Raw genomic sequence first — 16,129 nt, 5'->3', positions numbered from 1 at the left:
CAGGCGGAGTAAATAAAAGTAAACGAAAGTGGTATATACGCCTTCCTATACGGAGGGTACAATAAAACCGATTTGACACTGAAACGGATACCCCTAGCACAAAAATCGGCACAAAAAGGAGGACGCCTACATGCATGATGTGTCCATCGTCATTCCCACCCGCAACCGGATGGACGACCTGACCCGGTGCATCGCGTCGATTGGCAGGCAGACGGCCTTGGACGACGTCTCTCTTGAGCTGCTTATCGTGGATGACGGCGAGCTGCCGGAAAGTGCGCTAGAAGCCTACCGGTCCGCACTTGCACCGCTGCCCCGCGCAGAACTGCGCTACTACAAAAAAACACGCCCCGGCGTCTGGCTGTCGCGTTACGAAGCGCTGTCCCTGATCGACGGGGAGATTCTTTTGTCCTTCGACGACGACGCGGAATTGGACGATCCGCTTTATATCCGCCGGATGCTGGACACCTACCGCAGCGACGAACGGATCGTCGGCGTGGGCGGCATCGCCAAAGGCCTGTCGGCCAGCCGAGCCGGCAAGCTGCTCGGCATGTTGACCTGCCAGATGTCCGGCTCGCCCGGACGGCTGTCGGCCAGCAGCCTTGCAGGCTCGCTCTTGCGCTGGAACGAGACGACCGGCGTATTTGAGACGGATTTTTTTCACGGATGCAATATGTCGTTCCGCGCCTCCGCCCTTAAGGACATGAAGCCTTATCCGTGGATGACCAGCTATGCGGTCGCGGACGATATTTATATGTGCCACCTGGCAAGCCGGTACGGCAAGCTTGTCATCAATCCCGAGATGAAGATCACCCACCACGAGTCCCCCAGTTCGCGGGACAAAGCCGGCCGGGTGGCGCTCGCCACCGCCGTCAATCATTATTATTTGCTGAATTTGCGCAAGGCTCCCCCCAGAAACTACGCCGCGCTGCTGTGGACACTATCTTATCTGACTGTAAAATCCACGCTAAAACGCAACTTTAACGCCGTTTCCGGTTATGTAAAAGGCATTGCTTTTGTTCTGAATCCCCGCAAAAACAAATACCGCGAATACATGCTGGACTAATTTCAGTCCGGCTGTTCGCGTTTGTGTTTTCTCTCCGGCAGATGTCCGGTGGTGCCTTTCCATCCCACCCAGATCACCTTTCCTCTCTCCGGCCTCCTCTCTCCGTATGCATCAAGCCTCCTTTTTTAAGCCGCCAGCCTGTTCCTCCTCCTTTTCGCTGCTCCTTCCCTTCTCCGAATTGTCAATTCTATGTATCCATGCCCGTCCCATCTGGGTTATGATAGGAGAGATGGGCAGAAAAGACTACATTATTACGGATGGTGAGCCATGCTTAAGAACAAAAAAACACTGCTGCTCCTGGCGGTCATTATTATCGCTGCCGCGGTTTTTGCAGCTGTTATGCTGACTAGAGACGGCAAGGAGGCAAGCGCTCCGTCTGCGGACAGCAGCGAAACGCCACCTCTGGAGCAGACGTTTTATATTTACGATACGGTGGTTAATATCCGGTTGAACGGGGACAAAGCAGCCCAGGAGCATATGGACCACATTGGACAAATTCTGGAGACGATCGACCGCCAGATCAGCCGGACGGAAGCGGACGGGGAAGTGTATGCGGTGAACCAGGCGGCCGGAAAAAAAGCTGTCGCCGTATCGGAAGATACGCTGGAGATTGTGAAGCTGTCGGTAAAATATGCCGAAGACATGGACGGTCTGTTCGATCCAAGCATCGGACCGCTGGTCGACCTGTGGAAGATCGGCGAAGGCGGCGAGCGTGTGCCGGATCAAGCGGACATCGACGCGGCGGTGAAGCTGACCAATTACAAAGATATCGTTATCGACGAAGCAAACAAGACGGTAATGCTGAAGCGGGAAGGCATGGTGCTTGACCTTGGCGGCATCGGCAAAGGGTACGCTGCGGACAAAATCGCCGAGTATCTGAAAAGCGAAGGGATCGACAGCGCCATGATCAACCTTGGCGGCAGCAGCATTATCGGACTGGGAACGAAGCCGGGCGGCGTGAAGTGGAACATCGGCCTCCAGGATCCCGATAAGAGCCGCGGCACCCAGCTTGGCACGATTCAGATCGCCGACGAAGTGATCGACGCTTCCGGCGTGTATGAACGGTTTTTCATGCAGGATGGCGTCCGTTATCACCACATTCTGGACCCGCACACAGGTTTTCCGGCGCAGAACGGCCTAAAAAGCATTACAATTATGAGTCCTAACGCCACAGACGCGGACGCTTTGTCGACCGGCGTGTTTCTTATGGGCCTGGAAAAAGGTATGAAGTACATCGAATCGCTGGATAATGTGGAGGCCTTCTTTATTACGGAGGATAACAAGATTTACGCCACTCCTGGCATCAGGGAACGGTTGAATTTGACTGATCCCGAATACGATTTTGCCGACTAGCCGATAGGCTGCCGATGATCTGAGGGCTAGGGGCTTGACGCTGGTTTGTCCGGCGGCTTGTACGGCGGCCGTCCGCGGTTTGTCTGGCAGCTGTCCGGCGGTTTGCCCGCAGCAGTTCGGCGGTTTCCCGCAGCAGTTTGGCGGTTTGCCCGCAGCTGTACGGCGGTTTGCTTGGCGGCCGTCCGGCAAACAAAAACAGGGGTTGACCTGCTGCAATACTGCGGCAAAGGTCAGCCCCTGTTTTCGTACTCACACCCAGATTTGTTCCTTCCGTATCCATCTAGCCCCGGATGATCGGCAGCTCCATGAATTCCCGGTAATCACGGAACACATGGGTTGGAGTACAGTCCGTTCCCGGCTCCCTTCCCCGCGGATTAAACCAGCACACCCGCCAGCCGGCGGCCAATGCGCCGGCCACGTCATTCTGCCACGTATCGCCGACGTATAAACTCTGCTCCGGGCGGGTGTCCGACTGCCGGTTGGCATAAGCAAAAATCTCCGGGTCCGGCTTCGCCAATCCAACCGCATCGGAAATGAAGATCATCTCCGGCGGAATTAGCCGGTCCACTCCAAGCGCGCGGATTTTGTTCATTTGATGGTCTTCGGGGCCGTTGGTGATAATGCCAACCGGATGTCCCGCGTCCAGCAGCCGCTCCAGAATGGGCAGCACCCCGTCCATCATCTCAATCTCGTATTGCCGGCCGATATACGCCTTCTGCACCTGCGCCGCCACCGGGCGGTCAAGCGGCATGCCGAACTCTTCAAACGCCCGGACCAGCCGCAGCTCGCGGGTTTCCTCCAGCTCCAATTCCCCGCTCAGATACTTCGGCCACAGCAGGTCGCTGTGATGTCTGACCAGATGGAACAGCTCCGGATAGGACAGTCCCGCTTCATCCGGCCGGACCACCTCCCGCACCGCCTCGCGAAAAGGGATCAGGTGATCGTACAGCGTATCGTCCAGATCAAAAAATACCGCTAGTTTATCATTGTTGTTCAAACCGAGAATTTCCTTTCAACTTTCAAAAATTAAAATAATAGGCGTAAAACATTTCTTCCCGAACGTATCCTAGCCCTTCGTACAGCCGCTGGGCGGTCAGGTTATCCTTTCGCGTCGTCAGCGTCAGCCCTTTCGCTCCCGTGGCGCGGGCAAAACTTTCCGCTTCCCGCATCAGCTGAGTAGCCGCGCCCGCTCCCCGGTGCGCTTCACCGACGTACAGATCGTTTAAGATCCACAGCCGTCTGGCCGAGACGGATGAAAAAGACGGGTACAGCTGCGTAAAGCCAACCGCCTCTCCTTCCGGAGTCAGCGCCAGAAATACAACCGATTCCTTCCGTTCCAGCCTTTCCGCCAGAAAAGCAGCGCCTGCCTCCACATCGGATGCCTGCCCGTAATAAACACGATATTCATTAAAAAGCTTCGCAAGCTGCGCCAAATCCTCTGCTCCCGCCTGCCGCAGGATAAACCGATTTTGTTCCGTCATGCTTTTCGCTCCCCTTTTCCGCCTAAAATCATGTTTCTCAAACCCATTGTAAGGATAGGCGGCGGGAAAGCCCATGGACCGGATGCCCGATCGTTTGCACTCTTACTCTTACTCTTACTCTTACTCTTACTCTTTGCTGTCAAAAAACACATGCCGGGCTTCGATGCCGCTATCTCCGATTTCCAGCAGGCCAATCGAATACTGCCGTTCCCGGCGTTTGTCTGTCGGCGATCCCGGATTAAACAGCAGCACTCCACCGTCGTTTCGGATATACGGCTGATGGGAATGCCCGAAGAGGATGGCATCCAGCTGCTCGCCGTGGAAGGCACGGCGGGCATTTTCATCCGTTCCTCTGCCCGTGTAGGGCTTATGTCCATGAACAAGGCCGATCCGGCGGCCTGCCAAATCGAGAATTTTTTTCTCGCCGAACCGGCTGACGATTTCACGGCCGTCATTATTCCCCGCGATTCCTTCCACGGGGGCAAGCGCCGCAAGCTGCTCATACACATCCAGCACGACCCAGTCTCCCAGATGCAAAATCAGGTCAATGCCCCGAAAATGCTCCAGCAGCGTCTGCGGCAGCGCCTTGGCCATCCGCGACATGTGTGTATCTGATACTACGCCGATCTTCATAAGGATTCCCTCCGTCTCCGATTCGGTTCTTGGTTGTTTCCCTGCCGCGCGCTGCGTACCGGCCCGTGTGTGCTTATCCCGCCAATACCCGGAACAGCGCCTTCTCTGCCCATTTTACGCCCACTCACGGCCATCGTCCACTTCCTGTGATTTCCTTCCCAGCCTTGTCCGCGCCGGTTCTGATAAGATCAAACACAAATCCAAAGGGAAGCAGGAGGGACTCGGTATGGCCAAATGGCAGTGCACGGCATGCGGCGAAACAAAGGAAGGCCGCTGCAAGCCGCAGAAATGCCCCGCATGCGAAAGTAAAGGGCAATTCGTCAAAGTGGAAGAGCAGGCGGCGCAATAACCGCTGGGCGGTTCACGTGTAAGTTTAAACGAACATGGTTTCAAGTATGGATTCGGACATGATTTCGGACATGATTTCGGACATGGCCTCAGACATGGATCCGCATACCGATCCGGCATAAGTCCGGAAACTGATCCGGGCATTAATCCGGCCTTTAATCCGGTCTTTAATCAGTCCTTTAGCAGTCCTTTAGCAGTCCCCACGCGGACCGGTCCTACTCGAAAGGCCGGTCCACACTCCCATTCCAGAGAGCAACCTTGCCTAACCGCAAATAGGAGACCTACGGGACTGTTTTCTGCTTCAGCAGCTCTTTGGCCGGGCCGGTTACCCCTTATTGGAATCCACGTTTTACCTGCCGCAAAGTTACACCTGCCGCAAAATAAAAAAAACGCCGGCCCGGCTGCTGCAATAGCGGCTGCCGGCCGGCATGTACGATTGGTACGGCTTCAGGATTTACGGGATCAGAAAAATCCGATTCCGTTCCCTTCTTCTTTCATCCATGTCTGCTTTTTTCCTTTGTCCAGCTCGGAGCGCATGCCTTGAACCAGCGCTTGCAAATCGGCGCGGCCATGCTCATGCCACTCCAGCGCCGCGCTGACAAACAGCTCGCCGAGCTGGGTCAGCGAAAACCCGTCGGTCAGGCGCGCAGCCTCCCGGATTCCTTCCTCTCCGGCAAACTGGGCAAAGCCGCGCAGCTCCAGATACTGCCGCCGGAGGTTAAGGTCCGGCATCTTGATCTCATAAGCCCGGTCAAACCGCCCCGCCCGGTTCATCAGGCCCGGATCGATTTTTTCCGGATAGTTGGTTGTGCCGATCAGAAAAATGCCTTCCTTGGAGGTCGCCCCATCCAGCGTATTCAGGAAAAAAGAGCGGACCTCCTGCGGCATGGAGTCGATATCCTCGATCACCAGCACCATCGGGGCCAGGCGGGCGGCCGCTTCAAACACCTCGTTTACCGACTCGCTGCTTGTATATTCCGTGATCTGCCAGTAGACCACCGGCCCCGAGACACTGCCGGCAATCGATTTAACCAACGTCGTTTTGCCATTGCCCGGATGGCCGTACAGCAGAATTCCCCGTTTGTAAGGAATATTGTAAGTCCGGTAAAACGTGCGGTCGCTGTCGAAAAACCGGTCCAGCGAACGGTAGATCTCTTCTTTCAGCTCGGCTTCCAGCACTACATCCTCCCGCCGGACCGCACGCGTAATCGGCTCGTCTTCTCGAGAAATGCCGTTTCTGCGGTCGGTGAACACCGTAACCTGGTTCAGCGTCTGTTCTCTCTGGCGGATGCGCACATTACCGAGAAAAACCTTCAGCTGTTCATCCGAAGCCGCAAACACGAAATCCTGAAAGTTGATCCCGTGATCAAGAAAAATCGGGACCCGGGCTAACGCCACGCCCATACCCGGATAAGCAAACACATTGTTCCGCACCGACAGATGCACGCCGTAATCCGGCAGCTCCTTGTCGTCGTCATACGCGAAGGTTCGTTCCTCCAGCCGTTCGAAAATGCGGGCGACATGCTCCACCCGTTCATCGCCCGAGCGGATATCGTGCTCCAGCAGCTTCCAATATTCGCTGTTGGGGTCGTCGCTTGCATACAGCTCATATTCAACGCCATACCGTCTGTACAGGGCATTTAGAATCCCTTCAACCAGACGGGAGTGGGCGGCATATCCCCGAATTGCCGTTTCACCTTCTTGCCGGCGGTAGATGACCGCCGGCCGTTCCATTGTCAGTTTCCTCATTTGGTTCCTTTCAGTGCCGCAAGCGGTTTGCATTTGGCCACCACACTGGCCAGGCCCGCTCCCGTCACGCTTTCGATAATTTCATCCACATCCTTGTAGGCCTGCGGCGATTCGTCCAAAATGGTCTCCAGCGAACGCTGGTTGACCACAACCTCGTCGGGGGTGCCCACTTTAAGCGCCCCTGCGAACTGTCCGACGGTGACCATCCGCTTTGTCGCCGAACGCGACCGTGCGCGTCCCGCTCCATGGCAGATGGAATAGTAGTTGTCCGCCCCATCGGGCCGGCCTACCATCAGATACGAAGACGTACCCATGGAGCCTGGAATGAGCGCCGGATGGCCGGTTTCCGCGTACGCTTTCGGGTTGCCGGGATGGCCGGCCGGCAGCGCGCGTGTCGCTCCCTTACGGTGCACAAACACGTTCCGGTCATCCATGGTTTCTTCCCGCGCATAGTTGTGCATCAGATCGTACAGGGTACGGAATTCGCAGCGCGGGCCAAAAACGTCCCGGAATGCTTCCCGGATGGAATGGGCGATGAGATGGCGGTTGACCACCGCGTAGTTCAACGCCGAATACATCAGGTTCACGTAGCGCTGGGCCGCCGGATGCGCAAGCGGTGCGAACATCAGACGCGGGTCAGCCGTCCCGAGGCCGAGCTTGCTCATCGCTCTGGCAAAATCCGGGGTGCACATCTGGTTTACCGCCCCGCCCCAGGCGCGCGAACCCGAATGGATCATGACGACAATCTGTCCGTCCTTCAGCCCCCAGTGCTCAGCGGTCTCACGGTTCTCCTCCGCAATCTCGATGGCTTGAATCTCCGCAAAATGATTGCCGCCGCCCAGTGTGCCAAGCTGCCGGTGGGCGCGGTGCCACATCATATCCGGAAGCTCGCCAAGCACCTCTTCGTCAAATGGCTGTCTTGCGATTTCCACATGCGTGAGGGAAGTGGCCTTCTTGGGGGTGTAGCTGTCGGATACGTATTTGTTCGGCAGGCCTTGCAGGCCCTTCCGGACAACATGCTCCAGCCGGATGTCCGAGTAATGGCCGCGTTCGCGCGTGTCCATCGGCAAATACTTTTCAATCGTGCGCACCAGCTTTTTCCGCAGCTTAATATCCTGCAGATCCTCCCGCTGGAGATTGGTCAAATGAACCCGCATGCCGCAGCCGATGTCGCTGCCGACGATCGTGGGGGAGACCATTCCATCTTCGGCATCCCAGACGGCCGTTGTGCCGATGCAGGTACCCACCCCGACGTGTACATCGGGCGTATAGCTCATATAGGCGATGCCCGGGATTTGCAAATTGTTGTTCGCCATCTCCAGCACCTTGTAATCCAGCTCTCCAAACAGCTGATCGCTGGCATAGACATGAAGATCGCCGCTCGGGAGCTTTACTTCGTGCTTGTAGCTGGGCGTGATGCCCGCTGGTTGTATGTTCGTATTCATAAAAATAAACTCGATCCTTTCTTTGTTTCGTTCTATAGTTCCGTTCTATATGTTCCGTCCTTATTTTCCGCCTTTTATGTCCCTTCTCCTATGTCCCGTTCCCGTCTTTTTGGACGCAAAAAAGCCGCGGATCCTCATGATCCGCGGCTCCCTGCTGCAGACGCCGTCCGGCGTCCGCACAATTGGAGTCTGCCGTGCCATAAACCGTTGTTCATGGCGAAGCAGATCTAAGCCCTTACGTCTCCCGATTGGAGGCGATGCGATCAGATGAAAGAAAAAATCGGGTATGAAATTGGGACTGCTGCGATGTTCTGACGATCATGACCGGTCGGCCTCCCTTCTTGTAATGTTAGAACCAATGATAAATGCTAAAACAAGCTGTTGTCAACCCTGTTTCTGGAAACTATTTTTTAGTCTGCATTAATTGTGCCGCAATCTGGTCCACCGGCTGGGTAAACAGAGCGTACACAATGGCCGCCGTTTCCTGGTTCGTAAGCGGCTGTCTGGACCGGAAATCGACCGCTCCCTTGGCATCCTTCACCGCCTGCGGGCCATGCAGTCCAAAAGCGACCATCATTTTGACCGCAGGCACCGCCCATTCATCCGTATTGCCCGCAAGCTTCACATTTTTGAACAGCTCGGCCGGGTACTGCGGCGCAAGCAGTCTCCAGATCATTACCGCCGCTTCCTGGCGTGTAATGACCTCATTTGGCTTAAACTTTCCGCCTTTTATTCCCTTAATCATGCCGAGCTCCGCCGCGCGCTGCACATAAGCCGCATCCGGATGGCCCGCAATATCGGAAAATACCGGTTTGCTCATCTGCTCACTGCCCGGAACTCCGCTGGCTTCCAGCAAAAGCCGCACATATTTGGCGCGGGTGATTCCGCTTTTTGGCAGGAATTTTTTCGCCGGATCGTTTTCATAGTAACCCAGTGACTGCAGCATCAAAATCGGCTTGGCGTACGGGTGTTTCGCCGTCACATCGGCAAAGCCTTTTGGCTCTACGCCCCGCTGCTCATAACCAAGCGGGTTAAGGTAAGGCTCCTTCAAGTACATTCTGCCGTCTTCGCCAAGCTTGAATGCGGTGAACTTCCCGGTGAGCTGGTCGGAAAAAAGTCCCTTATCCACCTGGATCAGCTTACGCGGTCCAAGGATCGCATCGGAAATCACCAGGCCTTCTTTGGCGCTGTAAGTAACGGAAGAGACCAGGCTCTTCAGCCGCAGGTCGGCATAATAGCCTTCATACGCCTTCAGGTTATCGCCGGGCGCCGGATTAGGCATCCAGTTCGCTGCGGGAGAAGCGTACTGCGGGAAAAACTCGGCGATAAATGCCGGATAAAACAGCTCCCGGAGAATCCCCTGCTTGTTATAAGCGATAAAGACGCCGGTCTTTTGCTCTGGGATCAGGAACATGTACGAGCTGAAGCCGATCAAATCGCCGGCTTTGCCGATGATCGATGTGCTGCTGCCCGCGCCTGGAAGCTGGGAAGCCGCCTCAAACCCGTAGGTTGTGTCCGGCAGCAGCGCGTGAATGCTGGAGCGGTACTGCTGCATTTCAGCAACCGTATTCTCCTCCAGGACCCGGCTGTTGCCCAGCGTTCCTCCGTTCAGAAAAGCGTTCATAAACCGCGCCATATCATCAGCGGTTGATAACATGCCGCCCTGCGGCATGACGGTTGGCGTTACGGCGTACAGATCAATCGGTTTGCCCGCGGCGTCATAGCCTGTGGCAAGGTCTGATTTGAGTTTGCCTTCCAGCTTAAATCCGCTTTTGTCCATCCCAAGCGGTGTAAAAATGTGCTGCTGCATGTAGTCGTCAAACGGCTCGCCGCTCACCTTCTCCACAATCAGGCCAAGCAGCAGGTAAGCAAAATTGTCGTACATGTACGAGCTGCCCGGCTCCCGCACAACCGGAGGCATGTTGTTGCGTGCATAATCTTCAATGCTGACAACCTTGGTCAAATCATTGTGTATGTCTTCCTGCTTCGGGTCCTGAATCCGGAAACCGGTCGTATGCGTGAGCAGCTGCCCGACGGTCACCGGTTCGGCAAACGGATTATCGAACTCCAAGGGCCCGGTGTATGTACGAAAATCTTCCTGGAGGTTCACCTTGCCCTGTTCCACCAGCTGCATGACAGCCGCGGCGGTAAATGTCTTGGAAATGGACGCAATCCGGAATACCGTCTCGTTCGGATCGACAGTCTTCTTTTTGGCTTTGTCCGCAAAGCCATAACCGCTTTGGAACACGGTCTGTCCGTCTTTCACCACCACGACGGTAGCGCCGACGTAATTCGGCTTGGCCTGCTCGGAAGCAAAAAACTTCTTCAGGAATGCCGACACATTGGCGCTTGTCAGCGGCTTGCCCTGTTTGGCGGTTTGTCCTGCAGCCGGAGCCGCCTGAACGGCAGGGGCTAGCAGCGTCATAAAGAGGGCAGCCGCAAGCACGGTCCTCATCCACCAGAAAGGCTTGTTTTGCTCAAAGCTGGTTCTCATTGCTTCACTCCATTCTTTGGGGTATACCCCTAATTACGCCAGAAAGGCGTTCAGGTAACGGGATGTGCAAAAAAAAACAGCCGGCCGGCAAAGGATAAACCCTTTTGCCGGCCGGCTTGCAGTGCGGCCCCTTCGTATATGCGGCTGTTGCCCCGCTTAAACTGGCGGCTCCGTTTGAACTCTCAGTTTCATCTACTCCAGTACCGTCTGCGTTTCCTTGATCATTTCGGCTACCGATACCAGTCCGCCGCCGGACAGATACCAGTAGTTCGGATCAAGATAGACAATTTTCCCATTTTTGAATGCGTTCGTATTCTTCACCAGATCGTTTTCCACCGTTTCTTTTGCCGGCTTCGACTCCCCGTTCTTCGCCGCAACCACAGCGCCGCGGTCCACAACGAACAGGTAATCCGGATTTTTTTCGGCTACATACTCAAACGATACGCTTTGACCGTGTGTCGACACTTCAATGCTGTCGTCCGAAGCGGCAAATCCAAACACATCGTGCAGGATGCCAAACCGCGATCCCGGTCCATAAGCGCTGATTTTACCTTCATTCGCGAGGATAACCAGCGCTTTTTTACCGCTTGCCGAAGCCTTTGCTTTGAGGTCCTCAATCGACTTGCTAATTGCGTCAAGCTCCGCTTTGGCTTCCGTCTCTTTGCCAAAAATCCGGCCAAGCAGCGTTACGTTTTCTGTGAACGAATCCATGTATTTTGCATTATCCACACCCATAAAAATCGTCGGCCCGATTTTGCTGAACTCCTCATAGGCATCCTGCTGTCTGCCCGAAATGATAATCAAATCCGGCTGAAGGGAATTGATTTTCTCGAAGTCCGGTTCCATGAGACCGCCGACATCTTCATATTTCGCATCTTCATATTTGGACAGATACGAAGGCAGATTCGATTTCGGTACCCCCAGCACCTCTACGCCAAGCTTATCCAGCGAGTCCAGCGTGCCGAAGTCAAACACAACGACCTTCGCAGGCTTCACGCCGACCTTCGTTTCGCCCAGCTTGTGGGTTACCGTAATTTCGGCAGGCTCCGCCGCTTGCGACGCCGACGGCTCTGCCGTGGACGAACCAGCAGCAGCCCCCGTTTTATCAACACTTCCTCCGTTGTTACCCGATGTAGAAGCATTGTTGTTGCTTCCGCAAGCTGCAACCACCACGGCCATGAGCAGCGTCATTACAATAAGAAGCGCATGTTTCTTCATTGTCTGAATCCCCCTAAATCGATGTTGGTTAAACTATAATTCCGCATACCGGACAGGTTGTTCTTCCATTCCAACGGGTGGACTAACCCGGGAGATGCGGTTTCCCGTTTCTCCCGGCCAGCCTTCGTCCAGCATGCGGTAATGACCTCTATACGCAAGCTTTAAGTGCCGAAGTACACGCCGATTTTTTTACCGCCGATAATCTCGATGGGAATCTCCATATCGTAGACCTCGCTGAGTACCGCCGAATCGATTATTTCGTCCACCGGCCCTTCCTTGACCACTCGTCCATTCTTCAGTGCAACGATGTAATCGGAATAACAGGAAGCAAAATTGATGTCGTGGATAACCAGTACGATGGTCTTCCCCCGCTCGTCCGCAAGGCGCCGCAGCACCTTCATAATCTGGACCGAATGCTTCATGTCGAGATTATTAAGCGGTTCATCCAGCAAAATGTATTCGGTGTCCTGCGCCATGACCATGGCGATGTACGCCCGCTGCCGCTGGCCGCCGCTGAGCTGGTCGATGTACTTGTCTTTCAGGTCCTCCAGCTCCATATAGGCCAGCGACTCGGCAACGATCCGCCGGCACTCCGCCGTAAGCCGTCCCTGCGAGTACGGGAAACGGCCGAAGGCCACGAGGTCCTCCACGGTCAGCCGGACGCCGATGTGGTTGCTCTGTTTGAGCACCGACAGCTTGCGCGCCAGCTCCTTGCTTTTGCAGCGCGTAATCTCCTGCCCCTCGATCAGCACTTCACCCGCGTCTTTGTCGATCAGGCGGCTGATCATCGACAGCAGGGTGCTTTTGCCGGCTCCGTTTGGACCGATAAAGGAAGTGATTTTGCCTTTGGCGATGTTCAGCGAAACTTGGTCGACCACCTGCATCGGGCCGTACCGCTTGGATACCTGTTTGACCTCTACCATGACTTGTTCTCCTTCAGCAGCAGCCGGACGAAATACACGCCCCCCGCAAAATTGATAATCACGCTGACCGTTGTCGTGAAGGTGAAGACACGCTCCACAAGAAACTGTCCGCCAATCAAAGCGACAATGCCCAGCAGCATCGCACCTGGAATCAGATAGGCATGCTTGTAAGTTTTCAGCAGCTGGTAGGCGAGATTTGCCACCAACAGGCCGAGGAATGTAATCGGACCAACCAATGCGGTCGATACCGAAACAAGCACCGAAATGACGATCAGCAGCCGTTTGACCACATAAGCATAATCGACGCCAAGATTCACCGCTTCGTCTTTGCCAAGCGCAATCACATCCAGGTATTTGGCGAAACGCATAAAATACAGTCCGGTCAGCACGATTACGGCGGCCGACACCAGCAGCAGGTCGCTGCTCACATTGTTGAAGGATGCAAACATTTTGCCCTGCAGGACCAGGAACTCGTTGGGATCAATCAGCACCTCCATAAACGACGAAGCGCTCTGGAACAGCGTTCCAAGAATCATCCCCGCCAGCAGGAGGAAATACAGGTTGCGCCCTTCCCTGCGGAACATCAGCCGGTACAGCACGCCGGAAAACAAAATCATCGCCCCTGTGGAGAACAGGAAATTGATGTTTTTGTTCATAAACGTCATATTGGCCGAACCCAAAGCAAACACCCCGAAGGTCTGAATCAGCATATACAGCGAATCGAGGCCAAGAATGCTGGGCGTCAAAATCCGGTTGTTCGTGATGCTCTGAAACACGACGGTGGAAAACGCGATTGCTGCTCCGGTCAGCACAATCGCAGCGACTTTGCGGCCCCGGCTGGGAAGAATGTAATCCCAGTTGCCTCCCGCCCGGAAGGTCATAAACAGCGCGATGAGCGCGAGGGCTGCGGCGGCCAAGATCGTCAACTTCATTTTCATACGGCATGCGCCTTTCTTCTCATAAGCAGATACAGGAATAACGCGCTGCCGATGACGCCGACGGTCAGGCTGATTGAAATTTCATACGGGTAGAGGATCACTCTGCCCAGGATGTCGCAGAACAGGAGGAACACGGCTCCCAGGATTGCAGTGTGCGCCAAGCTTTTTCTCAGATTGTCGCCTATGTACAGGGTAACGATATTGGGAACCACCAGCCCGAGAAACGGGATCGTACCGGCTGTCAAAATGACCACCGACGAAATCATCGCCACAATAATCAGGCCAATATTCACCACCGTTTTGTAGTTCAGACCGAGATTGACGGCAAAATCCTCGCCCATGCCCGCCACCGTAAACCGGTTTGCGAACAGATAAGCCAGAATGACGAGCGGAAGACTGATGTAAATCAGTTCGTAATTCCCCTTCATCACGCTGGAGAAGTCCCCCAGCAGCCAAGCGGAGATGTTCTGCACCAGATCGTTTTTGTACGCAAAAAACGTGGTGACCGATCCGATGATGTTGCCGAACATCAGCCCGACTAGCGGGATAAAGATGCTGTCCTTGAATTTGATCCGCTCAAGAATCCGCATAAAGATAAAGGTCCCGGCCAGCGAAAACGCAAACGCAATCAGCAGCTTCTGGAAGACGGACGCTCCCGAAAACAGCATGATCGAAACCAAGATGCCGAGCCTCGCGGAATCCATTGTGCCTGCCGTAGTCGGGGACACAAATTTGTTGCGGGACAGCTGCTGCATGATCAGACCGGCTATGCTCATGCTGACGCCGGCCAGAATCAGGGCGGCGAGCCGCGGCAGACGGCTGACCGTCAGCACCTGAAGCTGGGCGTCCGTCAGCGACAGCAAATCAAGCGGCGAAATATCCGTCACGCCCACAAACACGGAGAGGAACGATAACAGGATCAGCAGCAGTATAAGATATCGAAGTTTCATAGCGGGTACCTGCTCCAATCAAGACGGCCGGAAACACCGGACTTTCGCTCATAAATGATAATGATTTTCATTTGCATTAAGTACGATTATACGGATTCCCGGTTTTTTGTCAACCGAGTAGCGGGCTAAATACATAAAATTTTTAATGTTTTATACCGGAAAACAGAGCCTTGGAATGTCTCGTGCGAAGCTGGTTTTGTCCACAAAAAAAGGACCGCCAGACTGTACTCAGCCCGGTCGATCCCAATGGTTAACGTCTATTTGAATTTGCGCCAATCCTCGCTGCTGTTCTCCAGCAGGTGGGCAAAATCATTGTCCAAGCGCTTCTGCTCGGCTTTGCGCGCTTCCTCTTTCGCTTGGGCCTCCGCCGCTTTGCGCTCGGCCTCTTCTTCTTTAAGCGCATCCGCCTGCGCCTTCAGCTTGCCGAGGATGTCTCCGCCAAGCAGGTCCTTCAGTGTGGTTTTTGCTTCCTGAGACGCGTTTCCCGCCCCTGCGCGGGGAGCGGGCGCCGTTTTTTTCTTTTTGGCCATTGGACCTCTTCCTTTCTTAAAACACGCCTTTTGTTTGTAGTCGGGCGCTTGTGTTTATATTGATTATCGAGAGGTGAGTGACATGAAACCGAACAACCTGTGCCCGCGCTTTGAAAAAGCGATGCAGGTGCTGAGCAAGCGCTGGACCGGCCTGATCATCGATCAGCTGCTTCCGGGGCCCCAGCGCTTCAGCGGCATAGAATCGGCGCTGCCGCTGAGCGGAAGGCTGCTCTCCGAAAGACTGAAGGACCTGGAGAAGGAAGGCATCGTCCGCCGGGACGTGTACCCCGAGACTCCGGTGCGGATCGAATATTCTTTAACGGAGAAAGGACTTGCGTTCGAACCGGTCCTCCGGGAGCTGCACCGCTGGTCGGAAACATGGGTTGAGACGGAAGAAGCGACGGATTGCGGGCCGGACTCAGGCACATAAACTTGCTGCACCTGCCAGCCGCAACAGGCCTGCCTCTTTGCGGTTACCCTACTTTGCGTCCTACAATGACAAGGTCGCGCTTCACGCCGTCCAGCTCTGCAACGCCGGGCAGCAGTCCCCACTGTTCAAAGCCGAATTTGCGCAGAAGACCAAGGCTTGGTTCATTGTGGCCGAACACGAAACCCACCAGGTTCGACAGCCCCAACCGCGGGGCTTCTTCCAGCGCTTTGGCCAGCAGAAGACTGCCAGCGCCGCCTGAACGGCTGCTTTCGCTTACGTAAATGCTGATTTCCGCCGTTCCGTTATAAGCCGGGCGGCCATAAAACGATTGAAAACTCAGCCAAGCGGCAATTTCACCGTCCCGCCGCAGCACCCACAGCGGACGGTGGTGGCTGTTGTGCTCTTCGAACCAGCGCTGCCGGTCTTCCACAGAGACGGGCTCCAGATCCGCCGTTACCATGCGGCCTGCGATCGTAGAGTTATAAATGTCTACAATCGCCGGAAGATCCCCGGCGACTGCGTCTTCAATTTGGGCATTATGCCAATCCATTGTTGTCTTCCCCTTTTGCTAGTA

General features: G+C 55.0%; 16 protein-coding genes. 4 read left to right on the top strand and 12 right to left on the bottom strand.

Annotated elements, in window-relative coordinates; all coding sequences use genetic code 11:
* The first annotated feature begins 130 nt into the window (after positions 1-130).
* Together ACE6ED_RS12895 and ACE6ED_RS12890 are read left to right on the top strand one after the other, a co-directional pair.
* A complete protein-coding gene (locus ACE6ED_RS12895) occupies positions 131-1,063 on the top strand; it encodes a glycosyltransferase family 2 protein (RefSeq protein ID WP_410827575.1) in 933 nt (310 codons plus the stop codon).
* A 267-nt stretch (positions 1,064-1,330) separates the two neighbouring features.
* Entirely contained in the window at positions 1,331-2,416 is a 1,086-nt protein-coding gene (locus ACE6ED_RS12890) for an FAD:protein FMN transferase (protein WP_410827574.1), read from the top strand.
* A 280-nt stretch (positions 2,417-2,696) separates the two neighbouring features.
* Here the strand turns inward: ACE6ED_RS12890 and ACE6ED_RS12885 are convergent, their stop codons facing one another.
* The 3 genes from ACE6ED_RS12885 to ACE6ED_RS12875 all read right to left on the bottom strand — a co-directional run bounded on the left by ACE6ED_RS12885 (position 2,697) and on the right by ACE6ED_RS12875 (position 4,530).
* Positions 2,697-3,413, bottom strand: a complete 717-nt coding sequence (locus ACE6ED_RS12885) for an HAD family hydrolase (RefSeq protein ID WP_410827573.1) — start codon at positions 3,411-3,413, stop codon at positions 2,697-2,699.
* A gap of 22 nt (positions 3,414-3,435) precedes the next feature.
* The gene (locus tag ACE6ED_RS12880) at positions 3,436-3,897 is read right to left on the bottom strand and encodes a GNAT family N-acetyltransferase (RefSeq protein WP_410827572.1); all 462 of its coding nucleotides are present in this window, start codon (positions 3,895-3,897) and stop codon (positions 3,436-3,438) included.
* Between the two features lie 126 nt (positions 3,898-4,023).
* Positions 4,024-4,530 (bottom strand): metallophosphoesterase family protein, encoded by a 507-nt coding sequence (locus ACE6ED_RS12875; protein ID WP_410827571.1) that lies wholly within the window; start codon positions 4,528-4,530, stop codon positions 4,024-4,026.
* Positions 4,531-4,756: 226 nt separating this feature from the next.
* On the opposite strand from ACE6ED_RS12875, the gene ACE6ED_RS12870 reads away from it, so the two are divergent.
* Positions 4,757-4,879 (top strand): RCKP-type rubredoxin-like domain-containing protein, encoded by a 123-nt coding sequence (locus ACE6ED_RS12870; RefSeq protein ID WP_410827570.1) that lies wholly within the window; start codon positions 4,757-4,759, stop codon positions 4,877-4,879.
* Positions 4,880-5,340: 461 nt separating this feature from the next.
* On the opposite strand, the gene ACE6ED_RS12865 is transcribed toward ACE6ED_RS12870, so the two are convergent.
* The 8 genes from ACE6ED_RS12865 to ACE6ED_RS12830 form a co-directional block, all read right to left on the bottom strand.
* On the bottom strand, positions 5,341-6,627 hold the full coding sequence (locus ACE6ED_RS12865) for an AAA family ATPase (protein ID WP_410827569.1): 1,287 nt from the start codon (positions 6,625-6,627) through the stop codon (positions 5,341-5,343).
* A complete protein-coding gene (locus ACE6ED_RS12860) occupies positions 6,624-8,072 on the bottom strand; it encodes an RtcB family protein (protein WP_410827568.1) in 1,449 nt (482 codons plus the stop codon). The genes ACE6ED_RS12865 and ACE6ED_RS12860 overlap by 4 nt, the downstream gene beginning before the upstream one ends.
* A 403-nt stretch (positions 8,073-8,475) precedes the next feature.
* Positions 8,476-10,566: a serine hydrolase gene (locus ACE6ED_RS12855; RefSeq protein WP_410827567.1), complete on the bottom strand. Its 2,091-nt coding sequence runs from the start codon at positions 10,564-10,566 to the stop codon at positions 8,476-8,478.
* Positions 10,567-10,758: 192 nt separating this feature from the next.
* Positions 10,759-11,784, bottom strand: coding sequence for a siderophore ABC transporter substrate-binding protein (locus ACE6ED_RS12850; RefSeq protein ID WP_410827566.1), 1,026 nt, complete (start codon positions 11,782-11,784; stop codon positions 10,759-10,761).
* Between the two features lie 161 nt (positions 11,785-11,945).
* Positions 11,946-12,707 (bottom strand): iron ABC transporter ATP-binding protein, encoded by a 762-nt coding sequence (locus ACE6ED_RS12845; RefSeq protein ID WP_410827565.1) that lies wholly within the window; start codon positions 12,705-12,707, stop codon positions 11,946-11,948.
* Entirely contained in the window at positions 12,701-13,645 is a 945-nt protein-coding gene (locus ACE6ED_RS12840) for an iron chelate uptake ABC transporter family permease subunit (RefSeq protein WP_410827564.1), read from the bottom strand. The genes ACE6ED_RS12845 and ACE6ED_RS12840 overlap by 7 nt, the downstream gene beginning before the upstream one ends.
* Positions 13,642-14,595 (bottom strand): ABC transporter permease, encoded by a 954-nt coding sequence (locus ACE6ED_RS12835; protein WP_410827563.1) that lies wholly within the window; start codon positions 14,593-14,595, stop codon positions 13,642-13,644. Before ACE6ED_RS12835 ends, ACE6ED_RS12840 begins: the two co-directional genes overlap by 4 nt.
* Before the next feature lie 257 nt (positions 14,596-14,852).
* The gene (locus ACE6ED_RS12830; RefSeq protein WP_410827562.1) at positions 14,853-15,125 is read right to left on the bottom strand and encodes a YqkE family protein; all 273 of its coding nucleotides are present in this window, start codon (positions 15,123-15,125) and stop codon (positions 14,853-14,855) included.
* 82 nt (positions 15,126-15,207) lie between these two features.
* Here ACE6ED_RS12830 and ACE6ED_RS12825 point away from each other — a divergent pair, with 82 nt between their 5' ends.
* Positions 15,208-15,555: a winged helix-turn-helix transcriptional regulator gene (locus ACE6ED_RS12825; protein ID WP_410827561.1), complete on the top strand. Its 348-nt coding sequence runs from the start codon at positions 15,208-15,210 to the stop codon at positions 15,553-15,555.
* 43 nt (positions 15,556-15,598) lie between these two features.
* Here ACE6ED_RS12825 and ACE6ED_RS12820 read toward each other — a convergent pair whose 3' ends face one another.
* Positions 15,599-16,105, bottom strand: coding sequence for a GNAT family N-acetyltransferase (locus ACE6ED_RS12820; protein ID WP_410827560.1), 507 nt, complete (start codon positions 16,103-16,105; stop codon positions 15,599-15,601).
* Positions 16,106-16,129 lie beyond the last annotated feature (24 nt).

Origin of the sequence: Paenibacillus nanchangensis (assembly GCF_046543445.1) — a bacterium.
Classification (GTDB): Bacteria; Bacillota; Bacilli; order Paenibacillales; family Paenibacillaceae; genus Paenibacillus_AQ; species Paenibacillus_AQ nanchangensis.
This window is presented reverse-complemented; position numbering and strand designations above follow the sequence as displayed.

What these genes read in the sequence shown, in the direction of transcription:
- ACE6ED_RS12895 (WP_410827575.1), top strand. Translation starts at nt 131, where the DNA reads ATGCATGATGTGTCCATCGTCATTCCCACCCGCAACCGGATGGACGAC.
- ACE6ED_RS12890 (WP_410827574.1), top strand. Translation starts at nt 1,331, where the DNA reads ATGCTTAAGAACAAAAAAACACTGCTGCTCCTGGCGGTCATTATTATC.
- ACE6ED_RS12880 (WP_410827572.1), bottom strand. Translation starts at nt 3,897, where the DNA reads ATGACGGAACAAAATCGGTTTATCCTGCGGCAGGCGGGAGCAGAGGAT.
- ACE6ED_RS12875 (WP_410827571.1), bottom strand. Translation starts at nt 4,530, where the DNA reads ATGAAGATCGGCGTAGTATCAGATACACACATGTCGCGGATGGCCAAG.
- ACE6ED_RS12870 (WP_410827570.1), top strand. Translation starts at nt 4,757, where the DNA reads ATGGCCAAATGGCAGTGCACGGCATGCGGCGAAACAAAGGAAGGCCGC.
- ACE6ED_RS12865 (WP_410827569.1), bottom strand. Translation starts at nt 6,627, where the DNA reads ATGAGGAAACTGACAATGGAACGGCCGGCGGTCATCTACCGCCGGCAA.
- ACE6ED_RS12860 (WP_410827568.1), bottom strand. Translation starts at nt 8,072, where the DNA reads ATGAATACGAACATACAACCAGCGGGCATCACGCCCAGCTACAAGCAC.
- ACE6ED_RS12855 (WP_410827567.1), bottom strand. Translation starts at nt 10,566, where the DNA reads ATGAGAACCAGCTTTGAGCAAAACAAGCCTTTCTGGTGGATGAGGACC.
- ACE6ED_RS12850 (WP_410827566.1), bottom strand. Translation starts at nt 11,784, where the DNA reads ATGAAGAAACATGCGCTTCTTATTGTAATGACGCTGCTCATGGCCGTG.
- ACE6ED_RS12845 (WP_410827565.1), bottom strand. Translation starts at nt 12,707, where the DNA reads ATGGTAGAGGTCAAACAGGTATCCAAGCGGTACGGCCCGATGCAGGTG.
- ACE6ED_RS12840 (WP_410827564.1), bottom strand. Translation starts at nt 13,645, where the DNA reads ATGAAAATGAAGTTGACGATCTTGGCCGCCGCAGCCCTCGCGCTCATC.
- ACE6ED_RS12835 (WP_410827563.1), bottom strand. Translation starts at nt 14,595, where the DNA reads ATGAAACTTCGATATCTTATACTGCTGCTGATCCTGTTATCGTTCCTC.
- ACE6ED_RS12830 (WP_410827562.1), bottom strand. Translation starts at nt 15,125, where the DNA reads ATGGCCAAAAAGAAAAAAACGGCGCCCGCTCCCCGCGCAGGGGCGGGA.
- ACE6ED_RS12825 (WP_410827561.1), top strand. Translation starts at nt 15,208, where the DNA reads ATGAAACCGAACAACCTGTGCCCGCGCTTTGAAAAAGCGATGCAGGTG.
- ACE6ED_RS12820 (WP_410827560.1), bottom strand. Translation starts at nt 16,105, where the DNA reads ATGGATTGGCATAATGCCCAAATTGAAGACGCAGTCGCCGGGGATCTT.